The sequence below is a fragment of the Nocardioides sp. NPDC127503 genome (assembly GCF_040302165.1).
GTDB lineage: Bacteria > Actinomycetota > Actinomycetes > Propionibacteriales > Nocardioidaceae > Nocardioides.
In genome coordinates, this window is sequence record NZ_JBEORH010000021.1 from 1 (window position 1) to 26,046 (window position 26,046).

Here is a 26,046-nt window from a genome sequence, read left to right on the forward strand (position 1 = left end):
GTACAAAGGTATAACCAAGAGGTTAGGCATAATAAGCGCAACAAAGAGTATACATCGTTCTACAACAGTTCTCAGTGGCGTAAGTTACGTAAACAAGTATTATTACGTGATAATTACTTGTGTCAACACTGTTTGAATAAGGGCATAGTGAATGATAAAGATTTGATTGTTCACCATAAGGTAGAACTAAAAGAGGACTGGGGTAAAAGACTGGATATGGATAATTTAGAGGTAGTCTGTATCGGGTGTCACAATAAAATTCACAAAAAATAATTTTTATAATATATGTTCTTATAAAATTAACGGGGCGTTCTAAACCCCCTGTGGCTCTAAGTTTCGAGTTAAACGAGCCGGCCTCATTTCCGACCAAATTCCCAAAACTTAATGTTGTAATTTTACAAAAGGAGGTGGTCAGATGGCTAGACCACGTAAATTGAACCTACAAAAACAAGGGCACCGTACCAAAGAAGAATTACAAGAAGCAGAAAACGTTGAAAATGGGCTTTATGAGTTTGATCAGATTGATGCAAAAAAATTACCTGAAGATTTAACCGAAGGTGCGGCTAAAGAATGGGTGCGTGTTGTTCCTCTTTTACAACAATTACCAATTGCAGAACTAGATTATGGTTTAATCAAGAAATATTGCCAGTTAGTCGACATTAGTGACGAAGCATACCAAGAAATGCAACAAGTTGGTACGTATCAACCAGATAACCATCGTAAAACAGGACCATATGTCACATTCATGGATACTACAAGAGAAATTATAAGCATATGTGGCAAATTGGGTATGACAATTGATAGTCGTATGCGTTTAGTTGTACCGGTTGAAAAGGATAAAGCAAAATCGGTTTACGATGAATTTGGTGTTGATGAAGATGACTAACGTTAAAATACCTAAAGTGTATGAAAAGCTTCTAAATATACCCAATGATTTAAGAGATGATGCATACAAATACTGTGTCATGGTTCTATCTGGTGCATACATTACATGTAAGGATACTAGACTTGCCTGTATTCGTCATTTAAAAGACATACACAAGTCAATAGATAATCCTGAATGGAATTATATCTATAAACCTAAACGTGCCAAAAAGGTTATTAAATTCATGGAAACACTACCTGATACAAAAGGTAAGATACACAAATTGACATTGTTTCAAAAGTTCATTGTCGCAAATGTCAGAGGTTGGTTCACGAAAGACAGAGATATGCTGAGATTTAGAAAAGCTTTTATCTCAATGTCAAGAAAAGGAGGTAAGTCACTTTTAGTAAGTGGACTTGTACTTTATTCTTTTTTATTCGATAGGGAACCAGCAGAAGGCAGACAGATATTTTGTGCAGCTAATGACAAGAAACAAGCAAGCGTAGTATTCAACATGGTAACTAAACAACTTATGCATTTAGTATCAAAAGTACCAGAATTAAAGAAAGACGTTAAAAAAGTACGCGAGTTGCTTAATAACTTGCGTGATGACTCTTTCGTTATGCCATTATCACGTGATACAAGTGCAGTCGATGGTTTCGAACCATTCCTAGCAGTTATTGATGAATACCATGCAGCGAAAACAGATGAAATGGTCGAATTAATCCAATCAGGTCAAGGTAACTTATACCAATCACTTATATTTATCATCAGTACCGCAGGTTTTAACTTAAATTCACCGATGTTTGTAAATGAATGGCCTTATGCTAAAGATATTTTAGCTGAAATTTATGATGATCCAGAATACTTTGCGATTATCTATGAACAAGACTCGGAAGATGAATGGCAAGATAAAACAACATGGGCCAAGTCCAATCCATTAATCAATGAATCAGACGACTTAAAAGAACAAATTGAAGAGTATTTGGAAAAACGCGTATCAGAGGCTAATAAAAAAGGATCTATGTTCAAGGTGCTTGTTAAAAACTTCAATTATTGGTTACAAGCAAGTACAGAATCTTACTTAGATTTCAATGATTGGAAAAAGAATGAAACAGATTTTGATATACATGGGTCTAAAACTTATATCGGCCTAGACTTATCACGTGCTGATGACTTAACCGCAGTGTCGTTCGTTCATCTTAATGAAGATAATCAAGAGTATTATGTAACCAGTCATTCGTTTGTGGCTACTAAAGGTGGACTAGATGGAAAAATTGATAGAGATTTTATAGATTATAGACAAATTGCAGAAAACGGTTATTGTACGATTACCGATTTACAAAGTGGAATTATCAATACTGATCAAGTTTTGAATTATATAGAGGATTATATCGACCAATATAAATTAGACGTACAAGCGTTATGTTATGATCCTTACTCAATACATGGTGTTATTGCAGAAATTGAGCGTAGAGATTGGCCTTATGATTTAGTAGAAATCAGACAAGGACCACAAACGTTATCTAATCCGATACTAGATTTTAGATTGAAAGTAATTAATGGCGACATTAAACATCATAAAAATCCGTTACTAGATATTGCGATAAAAAATGCAGTAGCTAAAGATACTAATGACTCATTGATGATTGAAAAGAAAATGAATAGAGAAAAGATAGATCCGCTCATGTCGACTATATTCGCTTATGTGATGGCTTGTGAACATGAATGGGATAGTGAAACTTTAATGCCATTGTTCTTATAGGAGGTGTGATGATGAAAAAATTCTTATACGCACTTGTAGTAATACTATTATTCGTTGTGGGCTTAATAGGTCTATTCTATGGCTTATTTATACTTTGGAAGCCGTTATATATTATTGGTGGCTTGCTGCTCATAGGCCTCTCAGGCGTTTTAAATCAAGCGTACGACAATACCTCGATAAGTCAGAAAGGGGGTGACAGTTAAAGATGCCATTACTTGATTTAGGATTTACAAGCAAACAAGAAAAGATGAACAGAGATTTAGAACGATTATTGTATTGGCAAGAACATGGCACACATGCAAGCTATGTTGGTATAAACGCGCTACGTAACAGTGATGTATTTACTGCTACACGTATTATATCTGCAGACATTGCAAGCACCAAGTTGAAAGTTAAAGGTCACGAAACAAATACAGTGATGGACCAAATACTGGATCTATTTAATAACAATCCGTATTCGGACTTACCGGGTTGGCACTTTAAGTTTATAATCATCGCGAATATGCTGCTTAACGGTCAATCTTTTGTTGAAATTGTACGTGATAAAAACGATTTCCCCGTAGGCTTCTATTTCTTACATAATGATTTAGTAGGAGTTGAGGAAAAAGACGGAGATATTGTCTACAACGTGAGCGAAGATGTGGAAGGTAACGCTGCAAAGATAACCAGTGAGGATATATTGCATTTTAGATACATTACATTAGATGGATATGTGGGTTATAGTCCTTTGTATGCTTTAGCACACGAAATTGGTATTTCTCAAGGTTCTAAGAGCTTCCTACGTAACTTCTTCGATAATGGTGGGACTTCGACATCAGTATTGAAGTATAGAAAAGGGCAAATCAATGCTGAACAATTAAGAGATTTGAAAAAGAATTTCTCAGAAAGCCAATTAAAAAACAATAGTGGCTTAGTTGCTATCGACGACACAATGGAATTCAGCAGGTTGCAAATTCCTACCGAAGTATTGAACTTCTTAAATAGTTATAAGTTCAGTACATCTCAAGTTGCTAAAGCGTTTGGTTTACCAGTATCGAAGCTAGGTATTGAAACAGTAAACACATCTATCACACAAGCTAACCTAGAATATTTGCAAAGTACATTAGATCCAATATTTAAAATGATGATTGCAGAACTCGAAACAAAAATATTTAAGTTTATTGATTCGGGTTACGAATTAGAGTTTGATTCATCACGTCTCATCGACATTGATCCAGAGCTACAATTACAACGTATTACCGAATTGCATAGTAAAGGAATTATTTCAACAGACGAAGCAAGAAGTGTATTTGGTTATCAACCTATTGAACATGGTGAACAACCATTGGTTGACCTTAACAGAGCGCCACTTAACACTTTAGAAAATTATCAAAAATCGAAAATTGACAAAGAAGTTGAAAAGAACTCCATTAAAGGGGGTGATGAGTATGACGAATAGTAACGTTGACACTGGACCACAAGATATGGTTATTAAGGGGTACGCAATTATCTTTAATATAATGAGTGATGACTTGGGTGGGTTCAGAGAAATTGTAGCACCTAACGCCTTAGATGATGTAGATATAAGCGATGTGAAATGTTTAATCAATCATGATTTCAATTACGTTATAGGACGCACACAGGCTGGAACACTTGAGTTAAAAGTAGATGAAAAAGGCTTGTACTTTAAATGTCACCTACCTAACACATCTTACGCCAGAGATATTTATGAAAATATTAAGGCGGGCAACGTAAATCAGTGTAGTTTCTTCTATACATTACCTCCTAATGATTCAACAGCTCGTACATGGCAAAACCTAGATAATGAGTATGTTCAAACCATAAATAAAATTGATGAACTGATTGAAGTTAGCATTGTTACAGTGCCAGCCTACAAAGATACATCGGTTGAAGTCGGTCAACGTGCGAAAGACTTAAAGAAATTCAAACAGTTGGAACAAATGAAGATAGCATTGGATTTAGAAAGCCTTCGTTTTGAAACGTGAGGCTATTTTTTATACCCAAATTTAATAAGGAGTGATATTGCATGGCCAATTTAGATGACCGCAAAAAAGAAATCGCTAATCTGATTTCTAAAGCGCAAGAAGCAGTCGAAAAGGGCGACCTCGAAACTGCTCGTAATTTAAAAGCTGATATTGATGCTCAAAAGAAAGAGTACGAAGAACTCGAACAACTTTCAAAAGAAATTGAAGCATCAGCACCTAAGTTAGAAGAAACACCACCCAAAGACGAGGGTGCAGAAGTCGAAGATAACAAAGGTGATGACACTGGAGAAGGGTCAGAAAGTAAACCATCTGATGACAAAGAGGAGAAACCGTCTGACGAAGAAAAACCTGATGATAAACCAAAACCAGATGACAAACCTGAATCTGAAGCAAAACCGAAACCAGAGGCACCTACAATTGAGAAGGTGGAAGAGCCAACAGAAGAAGAATTAAAAAAAGAAAAAGACAAAAAAGAAGGAGCGAAACGTTCTATGGCGAAATTAAACCAAAACCCAGAAACAAACGAAGAAGTTCTAGCATTTGAACAGTACATGAAATCAAAAGGGGCTAAACGTGACAATGTTAAATCTGATGACGTTGGCGTAACTATCCCAGAGGATATTAAATATATTCCTGAAAAAGAAGTTAAGACAGTCCAAGACTTATCAGAATTGGTACAAAAAACTTCAGTATCAACTGCAAGTGGGAAATACCCGATCTTAAAACGTGCTAACGCTAAATTCAACACTGTGGCTGAATTAGAGAAAAACCCTGAGTTAGCTCGTCCGGAATTCGAAACAATCACTTGGGAAGTAGACACTTATCGTGGATCTATTCCGATTTCACAAGAAGCATTAGATGATTCAGTTGCTAACTTAACTGCTATTGTTTCTGAAAATATTAACGAACAAAAAATCAACACTTTAAATGAACGTATTGGTGAAGTTTTAAAAGCATTCAATCCTACTAGTGTTTCTAATGTTGACGACTTAAAAGAAATTATCAACGTTAAATTAGATCCTGGTTATGACCGCCAAATCATCTGTACACAAAGTTTCTATCAAAAACTTGATACATTAAAAGATGGTAACGGTCGTTATTTACTACAAGACAGTATTATCAACACTGCAGGTAATACTGTGTTAGGTATGAATGTAACAGTTGTGCGTGATGACTTGTTAGGTAAAAATGGAGATGCACTAGCATTTATCGGTGATGTAAAACGTGGTGTGTTATTTGCAGACCGTACAGATGTTTCTGTTCAATGGATTGAAAATGAAATCTACGGTAAATACTTAATGGGTGCTTTCCGTTTCGATGTGAAACAGGCTGATAAAAATGCTGGTTTCTTCGTAACGTTTGAAGATGCAACAGAACCTAGTGGGGATCTAGGAGCATAAGTAAAGTAGGTGATTTCAATGTTCAAAATAGATGACGTTGAAGCCATTAAACAAGCGATACGCGTCGACCATGATTTCGATGATGACTTAATTATGGAAGTGTATTTACCAGGTGCGATTAACGAAATTAAAACAGCTGTATCTTTAAGGGAAGAAGATCAACCTTTTTATGAAAATAACGGATTGTTTAACCTTGCAGTATTGAATGTTGTAGCACATCACTACGATAACCGTTCAACTACTTCCAACGAACAAACTTTCGAAGTACCTGCATCTTCTGTAAAGCTCGTTCAGACATTAAGAAGTAGCTTGATTAAATGGCGTAAGGATAACATTGAGGTGATAGTCGATGAACCTTAACCAATTAGATTACAGAGTTACTTTTTATGAAGTTGTGAATGATGGTCCAGAAGCAGGAATGAATGAACAAAAAGAAATATACAGTTGTTTCGCTGGAATGTACGAACCAACACAAAAAGATGTACAGTTAGGTAATTTAGAACTTAGTAAAAGGTCAGTTACATTAAATATTAGAGATGCACAACCTCAATTTATACCAAGCTCAAAACACGTATTTGAGATAAAAAATGGTATGTATGCAGGGTTGTTTTTTAATGTCAAAAATGTAGCACCTGCTAAGTCGCCTAACTATGTCAAAGTGGTGGGTGAAGAAGAATGACTATGACATTGAAAGGTGATAAAGAAATAATCGCCTATTTAGAAACGAAATACGGTAAATCTGCTACTAAACGCATAACTGACTTTACACTAACTAAAGCTGGCAATAAAGTTGTAAGTATTATCAAAGGTAATATGAAAAGTTTTGAAGATACTGGAGAATCAGTAGAAGAAACTACACTTTCAAAGCCGATGACGATAAAAGGAGTAAGGGCCGTTAAAATTCATTGGCGAGGTCCTAAACAACGTTATCGTATTATCCACCTAAATGAATATGGTCACTTTGATCGTTCTGGAAAGTGGGTTAATACAGCTGGTAAAGGTGTTATTGAAAACGCTATGCGTGAAGGCAGAGAAACGTATTTCAGAACAGTAAAAGAAGAAATGAGAAAGAGGGTGTAATTTATTGGATGACATCACAATGAAAATATACGAAGCGATTATAGATAACAAAGAAATTATGAATCATGTTCAAAAGAACAATATTAAATTCTTTGATTATCCAAACGCACAAGAAATTAAAGATGTAGTGATTGTCATAGATCCATTAGATACACCTACACCTACTGATTTTGGTGATAATGATAATCTCACTTACGAATATTTTTATCAAATAGATGTATTTGTAAAACAAAAACAAGGAGTAAACGGACGAGTCTTATCAGATAGACTCGTTTTTTTAATACAACGAATGATGTGGGAAGTATTAGGTTTTGGAGAGACATCATCAATAAAACCCGAATATATCAAAGAATTTAGTATCTACCGACAAACTAAAAGGTTTGAAGGTAAACAATATTTTAAAATTTAGGAGTGTTTTAATATGGCAGAGAAAAACTATCGTTCATTTACAGGGTTAACAGAATTTTATTATAAAGTGCATGGTGAAGGTGGCGTTAAAAAAGTTGCTGATCCAGAACGCATTAAATATTTACAAGAAATTTCAGTATCCAAAGATCAAGACATCGAAAAAGCATATGGTGATAACCAAGTAGCAGAAATGGCAGTTGCTAACGGAACAATCGAAGTAGAAGCTGGTTTCCATAAGTTACCATTAGAGGACAGAGTTGCATTGTTCGGATTAGAAAAATCAGAGGACGGCATCGTGTCAGTTGGTAACGATACACCACCATATGTAGCTGTTATGTTTGCGAAAACTATGGAAGATGGTTCACGCGAGTATGTGGGATTACCTAAAGGATTATTCACATTCCCTGAATTAGAAGGTAATACAAAAGAAGATGGCGTAGAATTCAGTTCTGACTCTACTACTGCTGAATTCATGCAAGCTAAAGTTAAAGGCTTCGAAGAAGAAAAAGCAATGTTATTAGGTCACGATGCTAAAGGTACATCCGTTATGAAAGACGCTATTTGGGAGGCTGTTTTTGGCGAATCTGCACCAAGCAGTGATCCAAAAGAATCTAGTGGAACAGAATCAGAACTAGGCGCATAACATACAGGAGGTTTGATTATGGCTAAAAATAAGTATGAAGTTTTACACAAATTCATTGATTTAGAGGATAAGAAGAAAGTTTACGATACTGGAGATACTTATCCTAAACCAGCGAACAAAAAAATCTCTGATGAGCGTATTTCAGAGCTTTCTACAAGCAACAACAGACGTGGAAAAGCGTTAATCAAAGAATTAGAAGAATAACTATTATCGAGGACTTCGTGTCCTCTTTTTATTTGCAAATAAAAATCAAAATTAAAGGAGCAATTAAAATATGGCTAAACGTAATTTTATTAAATTAATTCAAATCGATAAAAAGGGTAACGCAGTAACTGATTCAGAAGGTAACGCAAAATTCGACACTTATATTACACCTACACAAATTCCTTTTCGTAAAATCTATGATGCAGCTGATTTAATGGACGGTGCATCAGATGAGAACACTTCTGCGCAAGAAAATATCGATCAAATGTTAGACATGGTAGTTGATATTTACAACAATCAATTTACAAAAGATGATTTACTAGACAGATTGCATGCACCAGATGCTGTAGAAGAGTTACAACAACAAATTCAATTTATTGCACAAGGTCAAATGGATGAAGAAAGAAAAAAGCAACTAGCCAAAATGATTTAAAACCTATCAATTATAAAGAACATAAGGAAAATATGAAGAAGTTAATGTTGAAAATGATGGAAGAAGGCGGTAAGGATATTAACGATATTTTAGATATGCCTTTTGCTTTTTTCATGGAGTTAGTTGACGAAAGTAATAAGAAAAACGTCAAGAAAACAAACAGTATGATCGACGCGTTCATGTAATACATTTTATAAGTAAGGAGGTGGAGTGATGCCAGAAAGAATAAAAGGGTTGCAGATTGACCTATCTATGAAAGATATGGGCGTTCAACGTAGTATTTCGGAAATAAAACGTAGTTTCAAAGGATTAAACGCTGACTTAAAACTATCTAACAACAACTTTAAGTATTCCGAAAAAAGTTTAAATTCATATAAGTTAAGAACTAGAGAATTATCGCAAGCAGTCAAAGAATCTAAAGCTAACGTTGCAGCGTTGAAAGCAAAATACCAAGAAGCAGCAAGAGCATCTGGTGTGAATAGCAAAAAAGCTGCTCAATTAAGGCAGGAATATAGTCGACAAGCTGACAATCTTAATTATTTACAAAACGAACTCGACCAAACGCGAGATAAATATAGAGAAATGATTGCAGTAAGTAAATCGTCTGTCGGTAGACTTGGGCAAACATTTTCTGAAATAGGACCTAAGATAAAATCTATTGGTGACTCAATGAAGTCGGTTGGGCGTAACATGAGTTTACACGTTACCGCACCAATTGTGGCAGGTTTTGGTGCTGCGATGAAGAAAAGTATAGACTTCGATGATACTATGCGCAAAGTAAAAGCCACATCTGGTGCTACTGGCGATGAGTTTAACCAACTTAGAATAAAAGCACTTCAAATGGGTCGAGATACTAAATTCACTGCTTCGGAATCTGCTGAAGCGATGAACTACATGGCACTTGCAGGTTGGGACACCAAAGATATGCTAAAAGGTATTGGTGGTGTAATGGATTTAGCTGCCGCATCTGGTGAAGATTTGGCAAGCGTGTCTGATATTGTAACCGACAACTTAACTGCATTTGGCATGAAAGCTAAAGATAGTACTCACTTTGCTGATGTTTTGGCTCAAACGAGTTCGAAAGCTAATACTGATGTACGTGGTTTAGGTGAAGCGTTTAAATACGCTGCTCCAGTTGCTGGTGCGTTAGGTTACACGATAGAAGATACATCAGTAGCTATTGGTTTGATGTCTAATGCTGGGATAAAAGGTGAAAAAGCCGGCACAGCATTAAGAACAATGTTTACCAACCTTTCTAAACCAACAAAAGCAATGAAAGACGAAATGGATAAACTGGGAATATCTATTACTGATAGCAACGGTGAAATGCTGCCTATGAGAGATGTAATGGACCAGCTTAGAACTAAAATGGGTGGTTTATCCAAAGATCAACAAGCAGCCGCAGCTAGTACAATATTCGGTAAAGAGGCTATGAGTGGTGCATTAGCAGTTATCAATGCATCAGACGAAGATTATAAAAAGCTAACTAAATCCATAGACGGCTCTAAAGGTGCTTCAAAAAGAATGGCTAAAGAAATGGAAGGCGGTATTGGTGGCGCAATGCGTAAAATGAAATCGGCAATTGAAAGTTTAGCGATTTCATTAGGTGATGCATTAGCCCCAATGTTATATAAAGCTGCTAAATGGATTACATCATTAGCGAATAAGTTTTCTAATTTACCTACTGGCGTTCAAAAAACGATTGCAGTTGTAGGATTACTCGCCGCAGCTATTGGTCCACTACTAATGGTCTTTGGCGTTATGGCATCAACAATTGGCACTGCTATAACAGTATTAGGATCTTTAATGACGAGTATGAGAACACTATCATTTTTATCTAAAACCAGTGCAGCAGCGACTGGTATTTGGAATGGCGTTACTGCCACTGCTCGTGGTATCGCAAATGGTTATAGATATGCGGTGGCTGCATTAACCACTTCTCAGACAATACAGGCTATGAAAACTAAAATTGCTGCAGCTGCAACAACAGCTTGGACTACAGTTACTAAAGGTGCAACTTTAGCAACTAAAGGCTTGGGATTAGCAATAAGATTTATGACTGGACCAGTCGGTATAGTTATTACAGCCATCGGATTATTAGTAGCAGGGCTTATTCATTTATGGAAAACAAATAGCTCGTTTAGAAATGCAGTTATCGGCATTTGGAATTCAATAAAAAATGCTGCAATAGCTATATTTGGTTTTATCAAACCTTATATTATTAATATTTGGAACGCAATTAAAAACTCTACAATTGCCATTTGGAACGCGATTAAAAGAAGTGCTGTAATAATATGGAACGCTATTAAATTTGCTGTTCAACATCCTATTCAAGCATTAAAAAATGTCTTATCAGCTTTATGGAATGGCATGAAAAATGCTGCTATTAAAATCTGGACCGCCTTAAAGAACGGCGTTATAGCAATTATTAAAGCATATGTTGCGCAAGTAAAATTTAATATCAACCTTATTAAACGCATTGTAGTTACGATATTTAATGCTATTAAAAGCTTTTCTATTAAAGTGTGGACTGCATTAAAAAATGGTGTGTTAGGAATCGTTCGAGCTTTGCGCAAAGGTGTTCTATCTGTATTTAACGCATTAAAAAAAGGTGTTTCTGTAATATTTAATGCTGTAAAGAATGCCACAGTTAAAATCTGGACGGCTATAAAAAAATCAGTAGTGAATAAAGCAAAAGCATTATGGTCTGGAGTTAAAAATACATGGAATGCACTCAAAAAAGGTACAATTGGCATATTTAAAGCAGTTGGCAGTTTCATGAGTTCTAAATGGAACAGTATTAAAAAAGGTACTGTTAATAAAGCGAAAGCTCTATGGTCAGGCGTCAAAGGTGCTTGGGGATCACTTAAAAAAGGTACTCATAACACCATGAATGCTGTAGGTGGCTTCATGAGCAAGAAATGGAATGGAATTAAAAGTACTACTGTATCTATAGTAAATGGCATGAAATCGAAAGTTATGGGCACCATGAATAAAATGAGAGACGGTATCAAAACAGTTACCGGTAAAATTGGGAATCTTTTTGGCGGAATGGTTAAAGGCGTTAAAAAAGGCCTTAATGGATTAATCAAAGGTGTTAACTGGGTCGCAGATAAATTAGGTATGGATAAAATACCTAAGATTAAATTATCTACAGGTACTCAATCTACGCATACACAAAGTTATATTACCAACGGTAAAATCAATAAAGGTACAATGGCAACAGTAGGGGACAAAGGTAAAGGTAATGGTCCTAATGGATTCAGAAATGAAATGATTCGTTACCCTAATGGAAAACTAGCTTTAACTCCTAATAAAGATACTTTAACATTCTTACCTAAGAAATCAGAAGTTTATAATGGCGCCCAAACACATGCTATTTTATCTAATTCAGGATATGACACTAAGAAGAAAAAACTACCTAAATTTAGTAAAGGTACTAAAAAGAAAGACGGTATATTAGATGTTATTAGCTCTGGTGTAAAAAATGATGTTAATAAAGTAAAAGACATTGGTGGTAAAGCAAGAGACATAGGTGGTACTACGTTTGACAAAGCAAAAGACATAGGTACAAAAGCACTTGATAAAGCTAAAGATGTGTCTAGCACTGTTATCAAGGGTATTGGAGATGTTTTTGATTATGTAGGTCATCCTATGAAATTGGTAAATAAAGTCTTTGAGAAAGTTGGTTTTAACCTAGACTTTATGAAAAATGCACCATTACCATTTGATTTAATGACAGCTATGATTAAGAAACTTAAAAATGGTATTAAAGACTTCTTTAATGAAGGTTTAGACTCTGCAGGCGGTGGAGATGGTTCTTCGTTCACTAAATTCCCAATTACTACGGGGTATTATCCTAATGGTGGTGCTCCTGGTTATAGTTTTAATGGTGGTGCTCACTTTGGTATTGACTATGGCGCTCCATATGGTACAACTATCAATGCTACCAATGATGGAAATGTAAAAGCTATCCACAACTTAGGTGGAGGACTTGTTGCACGACTTTTAACAGGTCAGTTCACATTGTTCTTTATGCACTTATCTAAAATATTAAAACAAGGTAAAATCAAAGCTGGAGAACCAATGGCTAAAACAGGTAATTCAGGTCAATGGACTACTGGTCCACACGTACACTTCCAAGTTGAAAGAGGTCGCCATGATGACATCACAAACAGAGGGACAGTAAACCCTGCTAAATGGCTTAAAGGTCATGGCGGTGGCGGAAAAGTTGGTGGTAGTGGTTCTGCAAACGCACGTAGAGCAATTCAAAAAGCACAATCTATTTTAGGTGGACGTTATAAATCGTCTTATATTACCGAACAAATGATGAGAGTTGCCAAACGTGAGTCTAACTTCCAATCAGATGCGGTTAATAACTGGGACATCAACGCACAAAAAGGAACGCCTTCTAAAGGTATGTTCCAAATGATTGAACCATCTTTTAGAGCATATGCTAAACCAGGACACGGAAACATCTTAAATCCAACTGACGAAGCTATATCTGCTATGCGTTACATTGTAGGTAAGTGGGTTCCTATTATGGGGAGTTGGAGAAGTGCATTTAAACGTGCTGGAGATTATGCTTATGCTACAGGCGGGGTTATTAACACTGCTGGATTATATAATTTGGCAGAAGATGGATACCCTGAGATAGTAATCCCTACAGATCCAAGCAGACAATCAGATGCGATGAAATTGTTACATCTTGCTGCAAGTAAAATTAGTGGAAATAACAGAAATAAACGACCTAACCAATTACGTACACCTAATGTTACTAGTAATACAGTTGATAATGCAGAATTACTACTACAAATGATAGAAAATCAACAGAAACAAATAAACGTGTTAATGGAAATAGCACGAAGTAATAAAACTATTGAAAAACAACCGAAAGGTTTTTCAGAACGCGATGTAAGTCAGGCACAAGGTTCAAGGTTAAGACTCGCTGCTTATAGCCAGGGAGGTTTATAAATTGGAAAATAAAAAAGTAAAAATATTTAACGATCATTTCGAAGAAACACTAACGGATATTCCTCATCTTAAGTTTCTAGAATTTGAAGAAGAGGATTTAGATAGGAAGTCCAATCAGATTGAAGTTAATGGTAGCGATGGCGTTTTACAAGGACCGATGAATTTCGGTCCTTTTAATTTGATACTGAGATTTTCATATAAAGGCATGGATTATAAAGAATATAGATTAGCAAAAGAAAAGTTACGTCAATTGATAAATAGGAGAGATCCTTATTTCGTATGGCATTCAGATATGCCAGGTAAAAAATATGCAGTTATACCAGAGGGTGTCAGTAATGAAAATTTAACAAGTCAATTTGGACTTATTGAGGTGACTTATTCTGTCTACAAAGGATATGCAGAATCATTAAAAGATACTTCTGAATTTAGTTGGACTGATGAAAGTTGGCAATTTGAACAAGGTGTTATAGGAAGTGATGAAGTTAAATATAAACACAATATTCGTTACTTTAAAATATTTAACGGTTCTAAAGATACTATTAACCCTTTATTAAGACACAAATTAAATATTAATTGCACACTTACAGCACCTTATGGATTTGAAATCGTTAATCTAACCACAAATGATATATTTGAATATAAAAAACCGCTCAAAAAGCGTAATACGGTTTCTATTATAGGAGTGCATCCTTATATTAATAATAAAAGAGTTGGTAAAGACACAAATTATGATTTTATTACTTTAGCGCCGGGTTGGAATGAAATTTTAATTAGAGGTCACAATATATCCAATAGTCCTAAAACAGAATTTATATTTAATTACATCTATAGGTAGGTGAGAATATTGGAAAATCTAATATTTATGAATAGAGAAGGGACATTTTCGGAAATTGTTAATGACTTTGATTTTGGTTCCTTTAAATATGAATATGAACAAAATAATGAGCGATCCATATCTCTCACTGCTTATAAAACTAATGTTAACGCCGATATATTCGATAGTTTGATTAATGAAAATTATTTAATTTGGAAGGGCCAGAAATATGTTATTAAATCGACTGAGCTTAAGTATGAAGAAGGTGTAATACTTAATGAAATTGAGGCTAAGCATATTTCTATGGAATTTCAAAATCATTATGTACCTAAAGATTTAGATGATGAGTCACTGAATGATGAAGATGAGACTGAAGCAAAAATTTCCATGAAAGTTAAAGAGTACCTTGATTTTGCATTCAAAAATAATAAACTTAATTTCGATTATAAGTTACATGGAAAATTTAATGAGAGTAAATATATTGAACAGTTAGGAGATAAAAATGGTTTAGAACATCTTATTGAAGGTGCTGAGTATTTTGGCTATATATTTTTTGCTAATAATAAAACTTTCCATATTTATACACCTGATAATTTTTATAAAAAATCAGATGAAATATTAGTTTATAAATATAATAATAGTTCGGTTTCGGCTAAAACAATCACAACTGAATTACGCACCTATATTCAAGGATATGGAAAGAAAAAGTCAAAATCCGAAACGAAAAACTATAAACCTATAAAACCTAAAGATTTCTCATACTCTGGAAATTTTAATAAAGAAGGGACTTGGTCTACTGAACATATAGGAGATTCGTTTTATAAGACATTTGATTGTAAGTGGGGGAATGAAACCTTAACTTGGAATCTAAAAAAAGGACCTAAAGGTGGAATTATCGAAGTATTTATTGATGATAAGTCGAAAGGGACTTTTGATTGTTACAGCGCTCATGCTTCGACGCAAAAAGTTATTTTAGCTAAAGGATTATCAAAAGGTAAACATTCTTTTAGAGGCGTTTTTAAATCGAAAAAACCTGGTATTGATTATAAGAAGTCTAATCCAGTCATGTATGTTGGTACGAGTAAAAGTAGTGTTTTAAATCTAACTGCAGTTCTTAAAGGCAAAGATATTTATCATGTATATGCTGAATATAAGTCTCCATATTATAAGCAATATGGTAAATCAGAAGCCCCTACAATATATGATGATAATATTACAAATCAATCAGAGTTAAAGAAGAAATTAAAAGAAACGCTTGATGATATTCCAACAATCGAAGTAGCAACGAATTATTTAGGATTAGAAAGTATTCATGAAAATAATACTATTCGATTTATTCACAAACCTATCGGATTTAATACTGATTTAAAAGTTGTCAAACTTACTGAATATCACCCCCTTGTTTCGCAGCCTATTGAAGTGGAATTCAGTAATGCTCAGAAAGATATTATACAAATGCAATCACAGTTCAATCGTAGGTTAAGAAAGGTTAATAATCTTATGAAAAAAGGATTCAAAACTAGTGACTATTCTTTAAATGTGTTAGAGGAATATAACGAAACAGTAGGAAGTGTATTGATTGATGAGTAAAGAAGTATCGATAAGATATCTACAAGATAGAGATGGAGAAGAATATTTTCCAGTCACGCACATAGAGGCAGTCATCGGTTTAGGTGTTTACTTAGATAAAATAGAAATTTTGGAAAAAGAAAATGAAGAACTTAAAAAGAGAATATCTCATTTAGAGAAGGAATAAAAGGAGGTTCATAAAATGTTATTAACTTTAGACTTTCCTATTCAAATAGGACACACATTTAGAACCAAGATGATAAATAATTTTAGAACAATACTTAATTATTATAATGAATTAGATCATCAGCATCGCGCACACACAGAAACTAACCTTCATGCACATCAAGCCATGCAGGTTGATTATAGAAATACAAACGTTTCTGCATTTTTGGATTATCTTAACGGTAATATTAATGGGCTTGTTTTAGGAGCAAATGGAGACGGTATAGCTGAAACAAAACAAGCCAGAGTATCAATAGATGGTACCGTACATCCTTTGTTGCAAGAAAGACTGCTTCATGACTTTTTAGGAATTAACAGAAAATTAGATAAAGAAATACATTCTAATGGTGCAGTTGACTTTATTTGGAATCCTCCATATATATCAGGAAATAGATTAGGAGAAAATGGGACACCAAATAATTGGGAACCAGAAGCCCATATTGAAGCATTTTTAAACCCTTTAGTTGATAATCAATACGTTACAAAAGAAGTTATAGGAGAAGATACATCAGGAAAATATAATGTGTACAAATTTACGTTTGAACCACAAAATTACAATAAAACGCTACTTATTACTTCATGTATACACGGTAATGAAACTACTGGATTTTTTGATATGTGCCATATACTCAACCTATTGGTCAATCAGTGGGAAAAGTATCCTCAACTAACTTACTTAAGAAAAAATGTACGTTTAATTTATGTTCCTATGGTTAACCCGTGGGGATTCGCAAATCAAAAAAGAGAGAATGTGAACAATGTAGATTTAAACAGAAATTTTGATTATAACTGGAAGGCAGGTAAAGGGACAGATCCTGATAAATCTAACTTCAAAGGTAAAAGTCCTTTTTCTGAAAAAGAATCACAAAATATGCGTAGCTTAGTTCAACGTATAGATAATTTAACTGCTCACTTAGATTTGCATGATATTATTTCAGTAAATAATGATTACTGTTTATTTTATCCGCGTTGGGCTAATCAAAAAAATAATAATATGACTCATCTTATTAACAATTTAAAAAGTAAGGGAGATCTCGTTGTTTGGGGTTCCAGTACATTATCATCTTTTAGTAATTGGGTAGGAATCCGAAATAAAACAACGTCATATCTTTCAGAAATAAATGAAAAACGTGTCGGTGAAAAGAAAAGTCCCGAAGAAATGAGACGTTCAGTACGCTGGGTTGGTAATGTAATTTTCAGAATGGCACAATTTGAATCTTATCAAAATGGTCAAACATCATTAGATCCTTTCATTAAAGTGATGGTATATGATGATAGATTTAACAATAAAACGTCTGAAGTCATTACCCTACGTGCAGAAAGGAATGAATGGCAACGTATAATGATGAGTCAGCAGCGTTTCAAAGTTTTAGCGAATGGATTTGTAGAGCTCTATGGATATGTGACTATAAACGTTGATAGAGATGTCACAGTCGGGATTAGTCCTAATATTGTTCAGAATTATCATCCATTCTTTGGGTTTAATAAAAGTAGAAAACGTAATCTATTTTCAATTGAACATAGACTCAACAAAGGAAATACAACTTTCCCTATTTACGCTGCTGCTGGAGTTCAAATGTCGACGATTACTGAACCAGGTACAAAACGTACTGATACAGTAATGCCAGTATTAGATGTTAAGAAAAAAGGTGCTGGTATTGTAACAATCAAACAAATTAAATTATTTGCGAAGTTCACTCCTACGCATTCTGCTAATTCTATTCAGATATTAAAATCTGGAGAATACGGTAATCTTAAAGAAGATACGTTCACACAAATTTACCCTAATACTATATACGATGATGATTTAAGAAACGTTATAAATGGAGAGGATAAATAATGGAATTAAAAAAGATTGGTAAAATTGAAGTTAAAAACGAGCCTTACTTAAAACCGATATCTGATGAAGGTATCGGTTTTTATAATTTAGATGATAAAACTGCTGTTTTAAGGTTTTATGTGACTAAAAACAAAAAGCCTTTATTAATTAGTGAAGAAAACACTGAAACGTACATATATCTTGAGTCCTCTAACGGTTCTAATCAAGTAGTAGAAAATGTGCGTTTTATTGACCCTTTAAATGGTGTTATTGAAGTAACTATACCTATTGAATTCTTACAAGCTTCAACGAATACAACTGTTATAGGTCAAATATATATTTCGATTAACCATCAAAATCAGGTAGATAGCGATAAATCATCAACTGCAGTTTTAACTGAATTTGAATTCGAAGTGGGTGACGCAATAATAAATAAAATTAATGGTGCAACTAAAATTAAATATATCCGTATGTTTGATGAATTAAAAAGACAAATTAATGCACGAGCCACTGAAATACAAGAACAATTAGATAATTTAGAAGATTGCGTTGTTAAAGTGAAAGATGCAAGTGATGAAGGAATTACAAAGATTCAGATTGAAACAAAAAAAGGATTGGACAAACTTAATCAACAACATAGTAAAAGTGTAAAAGACGTCGAGGAATCTCTTAACGCGGCTAAAAATACAATTCAAAATCTTTATGAAGAATATGACAACGAAATTGACACAAAAGGAAGTCAATATTTGAAAGATTTAAGAATCGAAGTTAGGAATATTGAAAATATATTAAGTCAAGAGGGATACGTCACAATTGATGAACATCGTAAAATCATTACTGAAATACAAGAAAAGTTACCTGAATCTTCAGATTGGATTGAATATGATTTGATTAATGGAGCTATAAAAAATAGGCATTATAAAGCTGAAGGACAAAATGGTTTTAATTGCGCTTATAAAATCATTCAACATCAAGACTACAAGGAAGTGATTTTAAGAATTAACGCTGACAACTTTAAAAGTGGAACTGTTATAGCGAAGTTACCGAGTGAATTAATTACAAGTACGCAAACTGCGTTCCTAAGAGCGGTGCCTGTTAAAGCTGGTGGTGCTCAATTAACTATTGAACCTAATGGAGATGTTAAAGTTTATATTTCTCAGAGCGATCAGTGGTCAGTAAGTCGTGAAGCTTATATTTACGGAGAAATTAGAATGATAGATAAAGGAGGTGAATAAAGTGATGGATACTTATAAATCTATGACTGAACTTGTGAGAAATGAAAAAGATTGGATGATTGAGACGCAAGATAGAAATAGTAAATCACTTATAACTGCTATACACGGAGGTGGTATAGAGTGCGGCACTTCTGAATTAGCGTTATTGGTTGCAGAATTATCGAATTCAAACTATTTCACTTTTAAAGGTTTAAAACCGAAAAACAATAGAACTCTACACGTCACTTCAACAAATTATGATAACCCCAATTTACTATATTGGAATCAATTTATGAATGTAACGATAGCCATACATGGTTATTCAAGCAGTGAAGCGAATAGTTATATTGGTGGACTAGATGAAAGACTTATATCTCTTATTACTCACAATTTAAAAGTTTCAGGTTTTAATGTGGAAGCTGCTTCTGACAGAATTGCGGGCAGAGAAATTAATAATATAACTAATAAAAATGCCTATGGCATGGGTGTACAGATTGAAATATCAACTCAACAAAGAAAAGAATTTTTTAGTCGAAACGATTTTAGTCAAAAGAATAGAGAAAATACACATAATTGGACAGAAGATATGTATTACTATGCTAATGCTATTTGTGCTGCACTTAATGATAGAAAGTGGGTAGAAACATGAAGAAAACACACAGTATGACTGAAATGGAATATATTAATGTTATTTCTTTATTATTTATTGGAACAATAGGTATGGCTCGTGGGTCTTTTTTTATATTTGCTTCTGAAACTCAAGTCGATAAAAGTCCATTGTATAGCAGTATTAATGAAATAATACCCTTAAGTATTTGGGGTATTCCATTCTTTATAGGTGGTTTATGCTTAGCTATTGCAGCTATGGCTTTACCTTATAGAAATATTAACAAAGTCTATAGTATCACTCTTATTTTAGGAGGGATTATTTGTTCTGTGTTTTTCTTTGTAATCACGTTAGCTGGTATTAGTGATTCTTTAAATTGGATGTCACCTCTCATTTACTTTTTAACTACTTTAACGTGTGGTGGTTATGCTTACTTTGGAGTGTTGCATTATGCCAAACAATGAATTACCCCAAAGTTATTATGACGATAGGGATGCTATTCATAAAAGAATAAGAGAAGTCGATGAAAAACATACGAATAATTATAACAATTTAAGTGTGCTATTAGCAGAATTTAAACCTACACTTAATCAAATGGTTGAAGCAACTAAAGAGATGAGTGCTGAACAGAAAAAGACAAACCAACAAATCATAGAACAAGGCCATCGATTGTCTGTCGTCGAAAAGGATGCTCAAATGTTTAGGAAACATTTAAGTCAAGAAGAACAAGAAGCAAAAGAGAAAGGTAAAGAAAATAAAGAGTTTATTTTAAAAGCTACCGGTATATTTGTTGGTGGAGGCGGTGTGGCTTGGCTTATCCACCCATTGTTCGACTTTTTAAAAAATGTGATTAATTAAAGTGGTATTTAAAGAAAAAATCATAGTAAGGCATATATAGTTTTAAAATCTTTCAACTTTGTAAGTTTAAGATGTCATTTTGTAAGAATAGATAAAAGTAATTTTCATTAGAATCTTCTACAATTAAATTGTAATTAAATTGAAGGAGAGTTCATTAATGAGAGATTTAAAAATTTTATTAATTCCTATAATAATCATTATATTATTAGTAATGGGATTACTTTTCGGATTGAGAATTTACGGTGATTATCATCCAAGTAATGAAAATGTAAAAAGTTTGAATATGAAGAACCCTCTTGAGCCGACAAAAGAATATTATGTAAAAACTACTAAACCAGTAAAAGAAAAGCCTAAAAAAGAGGCAGATCAAACTCATGAATACGAAACAACAGGTTATGATAAAAAAGGTAACAGTAAAAAAATCAAATATGTAGGAATGAAAAGACTAAAACTCAATCACTATTTAAAAATTAAACAAAAATTAGATACAGTTAAAAGTTATGAAGAAGTTAAAAAAGATGACATTCCTAAAGAAGCACGTAAACATTTAAATTAATATCTTAGAGTCTGGGACATGAATCCTAGGCTCTTTTATTTTACTATAAAGGAGATGTATTTTTTGAAAATTAACTGGATTAATCGTTTTAAAAACGGAACAACACTCACAGCTTTAGTTGGTGCAGTATTATTATTTTCTAAACAAGTAACCGAAGCATTTGGTATAGATATATCAAGTGAACTTGAAACAATCAGTAGTATTCTGGGAAGTATTATTACAATACTTGTAGCTTTAGGTATTGTTACAAACCCTAACACTAAAGGCGTTGCTGATGCTGGTATTGACCTAGAACTAAATAAACCGCGTAATCAAAAAACGCACCCTGTACAGTTTAAAAGTGAGTCAGGGGCAGTGAAACCTGAAGTTTTCGACACTAACGAATCGTTTACTGATGATTCTGATGAAGAAGAATTCGAATTTAATAATGATGGAGGAGGAGCTCCAGATGAAAACGCAATCTCAAATCAATAAACGTTTACGAGATTATAAAAACGGTGTAGTAGATAGTCCATACAGAGTTAAACGTTGGACGAGTTATGACGCTTCCTTTGGTGCTATGGAACCAGGTTGCATTGATAAAGACCGTGCTTATCACGCACAGTGTATGGACTTGGCGATAGATTATGTAATGTGGTTAACTGATAATCAAACAGAGATGTGGGGCGATGCTAAAAGCTCTATAATAAACAAATTCCCTAAAGGGTGGAAGATTGTAGAAAACAAACCGTCAACGATACCCAAAAAAGGTTGGATAGCTGTATATACAGCTGGAACCTATTCACGTTATGGGCATATAGGTATAGTATATGATGGTGGTAATACTACCAGTTTCCAAATTTTAGAACAAAATTGGAATGGCTGGGCTAATAAAAAACCTAGCTTACGATGGGATAATTATTATGGTTTAACACACTTTATAGTTCCACCTATAGCGAAAGAAATAGAAGAACCTAAAAAAGATGCAAAATCAGCTCCTAAACAGTCAGTTAAGGAAAATAGTAGCATCAAAGTCAACACTAATCATATAAAAAGTTGGACTATGACTAAGAGAGGTCGTAAACCTAAAGGTGTAGTCATTCATAACGATGCCGGCACAATGAATTCAAAACAATACTACAACAATCTAGTAAACGCTGATTACAATAGATTAGCAAGAGGCATAGCTCACGCATACGCTGATAGAAACGGTATTTGGGAATCTATATCAGAAGATAGAATTGCTTGGCATGTATCAGATGGTGTCCAACCAGGTTCAGGTAATTTTGAATTCTACGGAATCGAAGTTAACCAATCGATGTATGCCGGAGATAAAGATTTTCTTAAAAATGAACAAGTTGCGCTTAAATTCGCAGCGCATAAACTTAAAAAGTGGGGGTTACCAGCTAACAGAAATACTGTTCGTTTACACAATGAATTTAGTTATACAGCTTGTCCTCATCGTTCTGCTAAATTACATGCTGGCATTGATCCAACAAAACAAGCATGGACTAAGGCAACACAGCTTGAGTTAAAAGATTACTTTATTAAGCAAATTAGGGCATATATGAAAGGTAGTACACCTAAAGTTACTACAGTTAAAAACAAACCTGGCAGTGCATCCACTCCAGCTAATAGACGAGATATGAACGGTTGGAAAATCAATAAGTATGGAACTTATTATAAATCAGAAATAGCTCACTTTACGCCAAACACTCCTATTAAAACTCATTATGTTGGACCGTTTAGAAGTTGTCCTGTGAGCGGTGTATTACAGCCAGGTCAAACAATAAAATATGACACTGTATGTAAACAAGACGGTCACGTTTGGGTGAGTTATACAGCTTATAATGGTAATGACGTTTGGTTAGCTGTGAGAACATGGAATAAAACAAATGATAGTTTAGGTAAATTGTGGGGTACAATCAATTAATCTGTTATAATAAAATTACCACGTCATTATACAAGGGTAGTCGCTATGGCTACCTCTCATAAATTACAATTAATTATGTCTATAATATGAAGATATTAGATTGATATTAAAAAAACATAGTTTAACACTACATTGGTTACACGGTCTGTGCTATAATTAAATTACATACAATTTAATTTTTTATACTCCTTTATAACTTTTTTGCTACCACGCTCTTTGTGAGCGTGGTTATTTTTGCGAACGCCAACAATTTCTGTCGTAACTATGTTATAATTAAATTGCAAGTCATTTCACAGAAGGGTAGTCTTAACGGCTATCCTTTTTTTTATGTAAAAGTTTTCATAAAACCTCATGCTAGACATAATAAAAACACTCCTAGAACATCCAGTATTGTCAGTACTGGTTATTCAAGAAGTGTTATGCAACTAAGAAAATGGCCTCTCGGTAACTAAACCGTAAGGCCAAATAACAAAGAAAGGATTATACCTGGAGCTTCAGAACTTCTCCATATCATATGATAAAATATTTTTGGGATATTTTCAATTATGAAAGAACAAATATATTTGTATTATTAATATTAAGCGTACCATTACTACTTTTATAGGAAGAGAGATCCATTTTTATTATTTAGATAAAAAGAATAGACGTAGAAAACTTGAGCGAGTATAAATCAAAAATACTTGAATTGATTAGTAGTATTATAACAGGATATCAGATTTTCAAAGAGCAAGCATAAAACAATTTGTCATCTCACAACTACGACTTGAAAATATAGAAGCTGATAACATACTGCAAAAAACTATATGAATATGCTACAAAGTATTATAATAAGGATAGAATACAATTATAATGAAGACTGGTGTGTTGTTTATGGGGAGCTAGTGAAAAGTACTTGAATGGTATGAATGACTAAAAAGTACAAAAGTCATAATGTTTATGTTGAAGGCAAATGGAACACTATTTACATAAAATCATATCAAAGAAGTGAAAAGTGAATAATGAGAAAAGAAATAGAGAAGTTATTAAAGAGTGATCTAACAAGCAATTGCATAGCAACAGAAACAGGTGTAGAACAAAGTACTATTCATCGACTAAGATTTGGAGAACGCACACTTGATAATTTAGGGTTAAAACAATGTGAAAAGTTATATGATTTTGCAATTAAGATAAAACTATAACTATTTCGACTTCGAGGTGGCCATTATATTAAAATAACCCTTGCCCTAATTTAATATTAATACTATATTCTAAACCACTTTCTTTATATCTTTAAATGTGCTAATTTATAAGTATACAATTTAACTTTCCTCTCAAATTTTCATGTATTTATTTAATAACCACGTTCTTAACAGAACGTGGTTTTTTGATACCATAATTGATACCAATTTAATTTAAAACTAAAAATATTGTAAAATTTTCAGATACCAAAACCGCTTAAAATCAACGTTTTTAGTATCTGAAAAATACAGAAAATAGATATTTTACACGAAATGGAAGGTGCAATTGGATAGCCTTCAAAGGCGTGGTTGAGCCATTCTCTATCACTGAAAACAGCTATTGATACCATTTTGATACCATTTACTCGTCAAATATTGCTATTGCATCGTGTTTTTTCTGAGTATATAAATGGCTGTAAGTGCCCATCGTTTCAGTGATTTGAGCATGTCTCATAAGCGATTGTAAAACAAAAATATCTACACCGTTATTTGCAAGGTAAGATGCGTAAGAATGTCTTAACGTGTGTATGTTATAATTAGGGAAAGCTTGTTGGAATTTCTTCTGAGCATGCTGGTAGTGCTTAGGAGCCATTCCACCAAAAATAAAGTAACTACGTTCATCAAAGTATTTGTTTGCTGATTTCTCACGTTGATAGCGTTGAGTTAACATTTCATTGATGAACTTAGGTAAGGGAACAATATCTTCTGAGCTATCTGTTTTAGGTCGTGGATATATTGTTCTATTAGAGATGTCCATTGTTTTACTAATGGATATCTCTTTTTTATATTTATTAAAATCAGTCCAAACTAGCGCCATTGCTTCTCCGACCCTTAATCCTGTATAAAACATCAAAGTAAACAATTCTCTATAGTCTTGTTCTTTAATATCTTTTACACGTTCTTCAAATTCCTCTCTTAGCATATACTTCGGTCTAGGTTTTACACGTGGAATAGGTTTGATGGATATAGTTGGATCTATACGCAACCCGAAATACTTTTTAGCATAGTTAACAACTACTTTGAAACCAGACCATATGGTACGTGCTGTATTAGTTGAAGGTACAGTTTCCATTAAGTATTTACGGAACTCTTGGCACTGATTTTGAGTTATTTTATTCATATTGATGTGTCCGAATTTATCTTTTATATGTTTATTATATTCGTTTCGTTTACGCTTTTTTGTTTTAGGTCGAAGATCGCTATTTTCCAGGTAATGATTGAAAACATAGTCAAAAGTTCTAGAGTCACTATAACCTTCGTTAACTTCATTTAAAAATCTTGCTTCTTCACTCTTCGCTTCACGCTTTGTGGCAAATCCTCGCTTCAATTTACGTTTGTTATTTCCGTAAACATCTTTGTATCGTATAGAGAAATACCACTTTTTTGTACTTTCATCTTTATATACTGGCATCTTTACTCATTCCTCCTTAAAAAAGTAAAAAATAATAAGGGTAGACGGGCTACCCGATAATATGCTCTCTAAATAATAGTCAATGTT

Annotated in this window: 27 protein-coding genes; 26 read left to right on the top strand and 1 reads right to left on the bottom strand. The window is 33.8% G+C overall.

Annotated elements, in window-relative coordinates; genetic code table 11:
* Nucleotides 1-132: 132 nt before the first annotated feature.
* The 26 genes from ABTW65_RS28935 to ABTW65_RS29055 all read left to right on the top strand — a co-directional run bounded on the left by ABTW65_RS28935 (nt 133) and on the right by ABTW65_RS29055 (nt 23,331).
* Complete coding sequence (locus ABTW65_RS28935) at nt 133-273, top strand: HNH endonuclease (protein WP_350666655.1); 141 nt, start codon at nt 133-135, stop codon at nt 271-273.
* Nucleotides 274-415: 142 nt separating this feature from the next.
* Complete coding sequence (locus ABTW65_RS28940; protein ID WP_038399447.1) at nt 416-886, top strand: phage terminase small subunit P27 family; 471 nt, start codon at nt 416-418, stop codon at nt 884-886.
* Nucleotides 873-2,630, top strand: coding sequence for a terminase TerL endonuclease subunit (locus ABTW65_RS28945; protein ID WP_499269360.1), 1,758 nt, complete (start codon nt 873-875; stop codon nt 2,628-2,630). Before ABTW65_RS28940 ends, ABTW65_RS28945 begins: the two co-directional genes overlap by 14 nt.
* Nucleotides 2,631-2,835: 205 nt before the next feature.
* The gene (locus ABTW65_RS28950) at nt 2,836-4,068 is read left to right on the top strand and encodes a phage portal protein (RefSeq protein ID WP_038399449.1); all 1,233 of its coding nucleotides are present in this window, start codon (nt 2,836-2,838) and stop codon (nt 4,066-4,068) included.
* A gap of 25 nt (nt 4,069-4,093) precedes the next feature.
* Nucleotides 4,094-4,615 carry an HK97 family phage prohead protease gene (locus ABTW65_RS28955; RefSeq protein ID WP_502890705.1) on the top strand — a complete coding sequence of 174 codons (522 nt, stop codon included), beginning with the start codon at nt 4,094-4,096 and terminating at the stop codon, nt 4,613-4,615.
* Between the two features lie 41 nt (nt 4,616-4,656).
* Nucleotides 4,657-6,015 carry a phage major capsid protein gene (locus tag ABTW65_RS28960; RefSeq protein WP_038399451.1) on the top strand — a complete coding sequence of 453 codons (1,359 nt, stop codon included), beginning with the start codon at nt 4,657-4,659 and terminating at the stop codon, nt 6,013-6,015.
* Between the two features lie 18 nt (nt 6,016-6,033).
* A complete protein-coding gene (locus tag ABTW65_RS28965) occupies nt 6,034-6,375 on the top strand; it encodes a head-tail connector protein (protein WP_002456400.1) in 342 nt (113 codons plus the stop codon).
* Nucleotides 6,365-6,694, top strand: a complete 330-nt coding sequence (locus ABTW65_RS28970; protein WP_002456401.1) for a hypothetical protein — start codon at nt 6,365-6,367, stop codon at nt 6,692-6,694. The genes ABTW65_RS28965 and ABTW65_RS28970 overlap by 11 nt, the downstream gene beginning before the upstream one ends.
* The gene (locus tag ABTW65_RS28975) at nt 6,691-7,095 is read left to right on the top strand and encodes a hypothetical protein (RefSeq protein WP_049386823.1); all 405 of its coding nucleotides are present in this window, start codon (nt 6,691-6,693) and stop codon (nt 7,093-7,095) included. The genes ABTW65_RS28970 and ABTW65_RS28975 overlap by 4 nt, the downstream gene beginning before the upstream one ends.
* 4 nt (nt 7,096-7,099) lie before the next feature.
* A complete protein-coding gene (locus ABTW65_RS28980; protein WP_002485830.1) occupies nt 7,100-7,504 on the top strand; it encodes a hypothetical protein in 405 nt (134 codons plus the stop codon).
* Between the two features lie 12 nt (nt 7,505-7,516).
* Entirely contained in the window at nt 7,517-8,146 is a 630-nt protein-coding gene (locus ABTW65_RS28985; protein WP_145466028.1) for a major tail protein, read from the top strand.
* A gap of 18 nt (nt 8,147-8,164) precedes the next feature.
* A complete protein-coding gene (locus ABTW65_RS28990) occupies nt 8,165-8,350 on the top strand; it encodes a hypothetical protein (protein WP_002456405.1) in 186 nt (61 codons plus the stop codon).
* A 70-nt stretch (nt 8,351-8,420) separates the two neighbouring features.
* On the top strand, nt 8,421-8,783 hold the full coding sequence (gene gpG / locus ABTW65_RS28995; RefSeq protein ID WP_002485828.1) for a phage tail assembly chaperone G: 363 nt from the start codon (nt 8,421-8,423) through the stop codon (nt 8,781-8,783).
* 56 nt (nt 8,784-8,839) lie between these two features.
* On the top strand, nt 8,840-8,968 hold the full coding sequence (gene gpGT / locus ABTW65_RS29430) for a phage tail assembly chaperone GT (RefSeq protein ID WP_396816463.1): 129 nt from the start codon (nt 8,840-8,842) through the stop codon (nt 8,966-8,968).
* Nucleotides 8,969-8,996: 28 nt separating this feature from the next.
* A complete protein-coding gene (locus ABTW65_RS29000; protein WP_049386822.1) occupies nt 8,997-13,757 on the top strand; it encodes a phage tail tape measure protein in 4,761 nt (1,586 codons plus the stop codon).
* Between the two features lies 1 nt (nt 13,758).
* Nucleotides 13,759-14,592, top strand: a complete 834-nt coding sequence (locus ABTW65_RS29005; protein WP_002468177.1) for a phage tail domain-containing protein — start codon at nt 13,759-13,761, stop codon at nt 14,590-14,592.
* A gap of 27 nt (nt 14,593-14,619) precedes the next feature.
* Entirely contained in the window at nt 14,620-16,161 is a 1,542-nt protein-coding gene (locus ABTW65_RS29010; protein WP_350666639.1) for a phage tail protein, read from the top strand.
* Complete coding sequence (locus ABTW65_RS29015) at nt 16,154-16,327, top strand: hypothetical protein (protein ID WP_002504159.1); 174 nt, start codon at nt 16,154-16,156, stop codon at nt 16,325-16,327. Before ABTW65_RS29010 ends, ABTW65_RS29015 begins: the two co-directional genes overlap by 8 nt.
* A 15-nt stretch (nt 16,328-16,342) precedes the next feature.
* Entirely contained in the window at nt 16,343-18,205 is a 1,863-nt protein-coding gene (locus tag ABTW65_RS29020) for a M14 family metallopeptidase (protein ID WP_049386821.1), read from the top strand.
* Nucleotides 18,205-19,419, top strand: coding sequence for a BppU family phage baseplate upper protein (locus ABTW65_RS29025; RefSeq protein ID WP_038399456.1), 1,215 nt, complete (start codon nt 18,205-18,207; stop codon nt 19,417-19,419). The genes ABTW65_RS29020 and ABTW65_RS29025 overlap by 1 nt, the downstream gene beginning before the upstream one ends.
* Complete coding sequence (locus tag ABTW65_RS29030; protein WP_502890703.1) at nt 19,412-20,047, top strand: poly-gamma-glutamate hydrolase family protein; 636 nt, start codon at nt 19,412-19,414, stop codon at nt 20,045-20,047. Before ABTW65_RS29025 ends, ABTW65_RS29030 begins: the two co-directional genes overlap by 8 nt.
* Complete coding sequence (locus ABTW65_RS29035) at nt 20,044-20,469, top strand: hypothetical protein (protein ID WP_002497615.1); 426 nt, start codon at nt 20,044-20,046, stop codon at nt 20,467-20,469. Before ABTW65_RS29030 ends, ABTW65_RS29035 begins: the two co-directional genes overlap by 4 nt.
* The gene (locus ABTW65_RS29040) at nt 20,456-20,863 is read left to right on the top strand and encodes a hypothetical protein (RefSeq protein ID WP_038399457.1); all 408 of its coding nucleotides are present in this window, start codon (nt 20,456-20,458) and stop codon (nt 20,861-20,863) included. Before ABTW65_RS29035 ends, ABTW65_RS29040 begins: the two co-directional genes overlap by 14 nt.
* A 211-nt stretch (nt 20,864-21,074) precedes the next feature.
* Nucleotides 21,075-21,419, top strand: a complete 345-nt coding sequence (locus tag ABTW65_RS29045) for a YxeA family protein (protein WP_350666642.1) — start codon at nt 21,075-21,077, stop codon at nt 21,417-21,419.
* 18 nt (nt 21,420-21,437) lie between these two features.
* Nucleotides 21,438-21,893, top strand: a complete 456-nt coding sequence (locus ABTW65_RS29050) for a phage holin (RefSeq protein ID WP_350666644.1) — start codon at nt 21,438-21,440, stop codon at nt 21,891-21,893.
* The gene (locus ABTW65_RS29055) at nt 21,868-23,331 is read left to right on the top strand and encodes an SH3 domain-containing protein (RefSeq protein ID WP_038399459.1); all 1,464 of its coding nucleotides are present in this window, start codon (nt 21,868-21,870) and stop codon (nt 23,329-23,331) included. The genes ABTW65_RS29050 and ABTW65_RS29055 overlap by 26 nt, the downstream gene beginning before the upstream one ends.
* Before the next feature lie 1,578 nt (nt 23,332-24,909).
* Here the strand turns inward: ABTW65_RS29055 and ABTW65_RS29060 are convergent.
* A complete protein-coding gene (locus ABTW65_RS29060) occupies nt 24,910-25,959 on the bottom strand; it encodes a site-specific integrase (RefSeq protein WP_002468148.1) in 1,050 nt (349 codons plus the stop codon).
* Nucleotides 25,960-26,046: the final 87 nt, after the last annotated feature.

Bases quoted from the DNA above. Each gene is read 5' to 3' on its own strand.
- ABTW65_RS28940 (WP_038399447.1), top strand. From the start codon at position 416: ATGGCTAGACCACGTAAATTGAACCTACAAAAACAAGGGCACCGTACC.
- ABTW65_RS28945 (WP_499269360.1), top strand. From the start codon at position 873: ATGAAGATGACTAACGTTAAAATACCTAAAGTGTATGAAAAGCTTCTA.
- ABTW65_RS28950 (WP_038399449.1), top strand. From the start codon at position 2,836: ATGCCATTACTTGATTTAGGATTTACAAGCAAACAAGAAAAGATGAAC.
- ABTW65_RS28955 (WP_502890705.1), top strand. From the start codon at position 4,094: ATGGTTATTAAGGGGTACGCAATTATCTTTAATATAATGAGTGATGAC.
- ABTW65_RS28960 (WP_038399451.1), top strand. From the start codon at position 4,657: ATGGCCAATTTAGATGACCGCAAAAAAGAAATCGCTAATCTGATTTCT.
- ABTW65_RS28965 (WP_002456400.1), top strand. From the start codon at position 6,034: ATGTTCAAAATAGATGACGTTGAAGCCATTAAACAAGCGATACGCGTC.
- ABTW65_RS28970 (WP_002456401.1), top strand. From the start codon at position 6,365: ATGAACCTTAACCAATTAGATTACAGAGTTACTTTTTATGAAGTTGTG.
- ABTW65_RS28975 (WP_049386823.1), top strand. From the start codon at position 6,691: ATGACTATGACATTGAAAGGTGATAAAGAAATAATCGCCTATTTAGAA.
- ABTW65_RS28985 (WP_145466028.1), top strand. From the start codon at position 7,517: ATGGCAGAGAAAAACTATCGTTCATTTACAGGGTTAACAGAATTTTAT.
- ABTW65_RS28990 (WP_002456405.1), top strand. From the start codon at position 8,165: ATGGCTAAAAATAAGTATGAAGTTTTACACAAATTCATTGATTTAGAG.
- gpG (WP_002485828.1), top strand. From the start codon at position 8,421: ATGGCTAAACGTAATTTTATTAAATTAATTCAAATCGATAAAAAGGGT.
- gpGT (WP_396816463.1), top strand. From the start codon at position 8,840: ATGGAAGAAGGCGGTAAGGATATTAACGATATTTTAGATATGCCTTTT.
- ABTW65_RS29000 (WP_049386822.1), top strand. From the start codon at position 8,997: ATGCCAGAAAGAATAAAAGGGTTGCAGATTGACCTATCTATGAAAGAT.
- ABTW65_RS29010 (WP_350666639.1), top strand. From the start codon at position 14,620: ATGAATAGAGAAGGGACATTTTCGGAAATTGTTAATGACTTTGATTTT.
- ABTW65_RS29015 (WP_002504159.1), top strand. From the start codon at position 16,154: ATGAGTAAAGAAGTATCGATAAGATATCTACAAGATAGAGATGGAGAA.
- ABTW65_RS29020 (WP_049386821.1), top strand. From the start codon at position 16,343: ATGTTATTAACTTTAGACTTTCCTATTCAAATAGGACACACATTTAGA.
- ABTW65_RS29025 (WP_038399456.1), top strand. From the start codon at position 18,205: ATGGAATTAAAAAAGATTGGTAAAATTGAAGTTAAAAACGAGCCTTAC.
- ABTW65_RS29035 (WP_002497615.1), top strand. From the start codon at position 20,044: ATGAAGAAAACACACAGTATGACTGAAATGGAATATATTAATGTTATT.
- ABTW65_RS29040 (WP_038399457.1), top strand. From the start codon at position 20,456: ATGCCAAACAATGAATTACCCCAAAGTTATTATGACGATAGGGATGCT.
- ABTW65_RS29045 (WP_350666642.1), top strand. From the start codon at position 21,075: ATGGGATTACTTTTCGGATTGAGAATTTACGGTGATTATCATCCAAGT.
- ABTW65_RS29050 (WP_350666644.1), top strand. From the start codon at position 21,438: ATGAATCCTAGGCTCTTTTATTTTACTATAAAGGAGATGTATTTTTTG.
- ABTW65_RS29055 (WP_038399459.1), top strand. From the start codon at position 21,868: ATGAAAACGCAATCTCAAATCAATAAACGTTTACGAGATTATAAAAAC.
- ABTW65_RS29060 (WP_002468148.1), bottom strand. From the start codon at position 25,959: ATGCCAGTATATAAAGATGAAAGTACAAAAAAGTGGTATTTCTCTATA.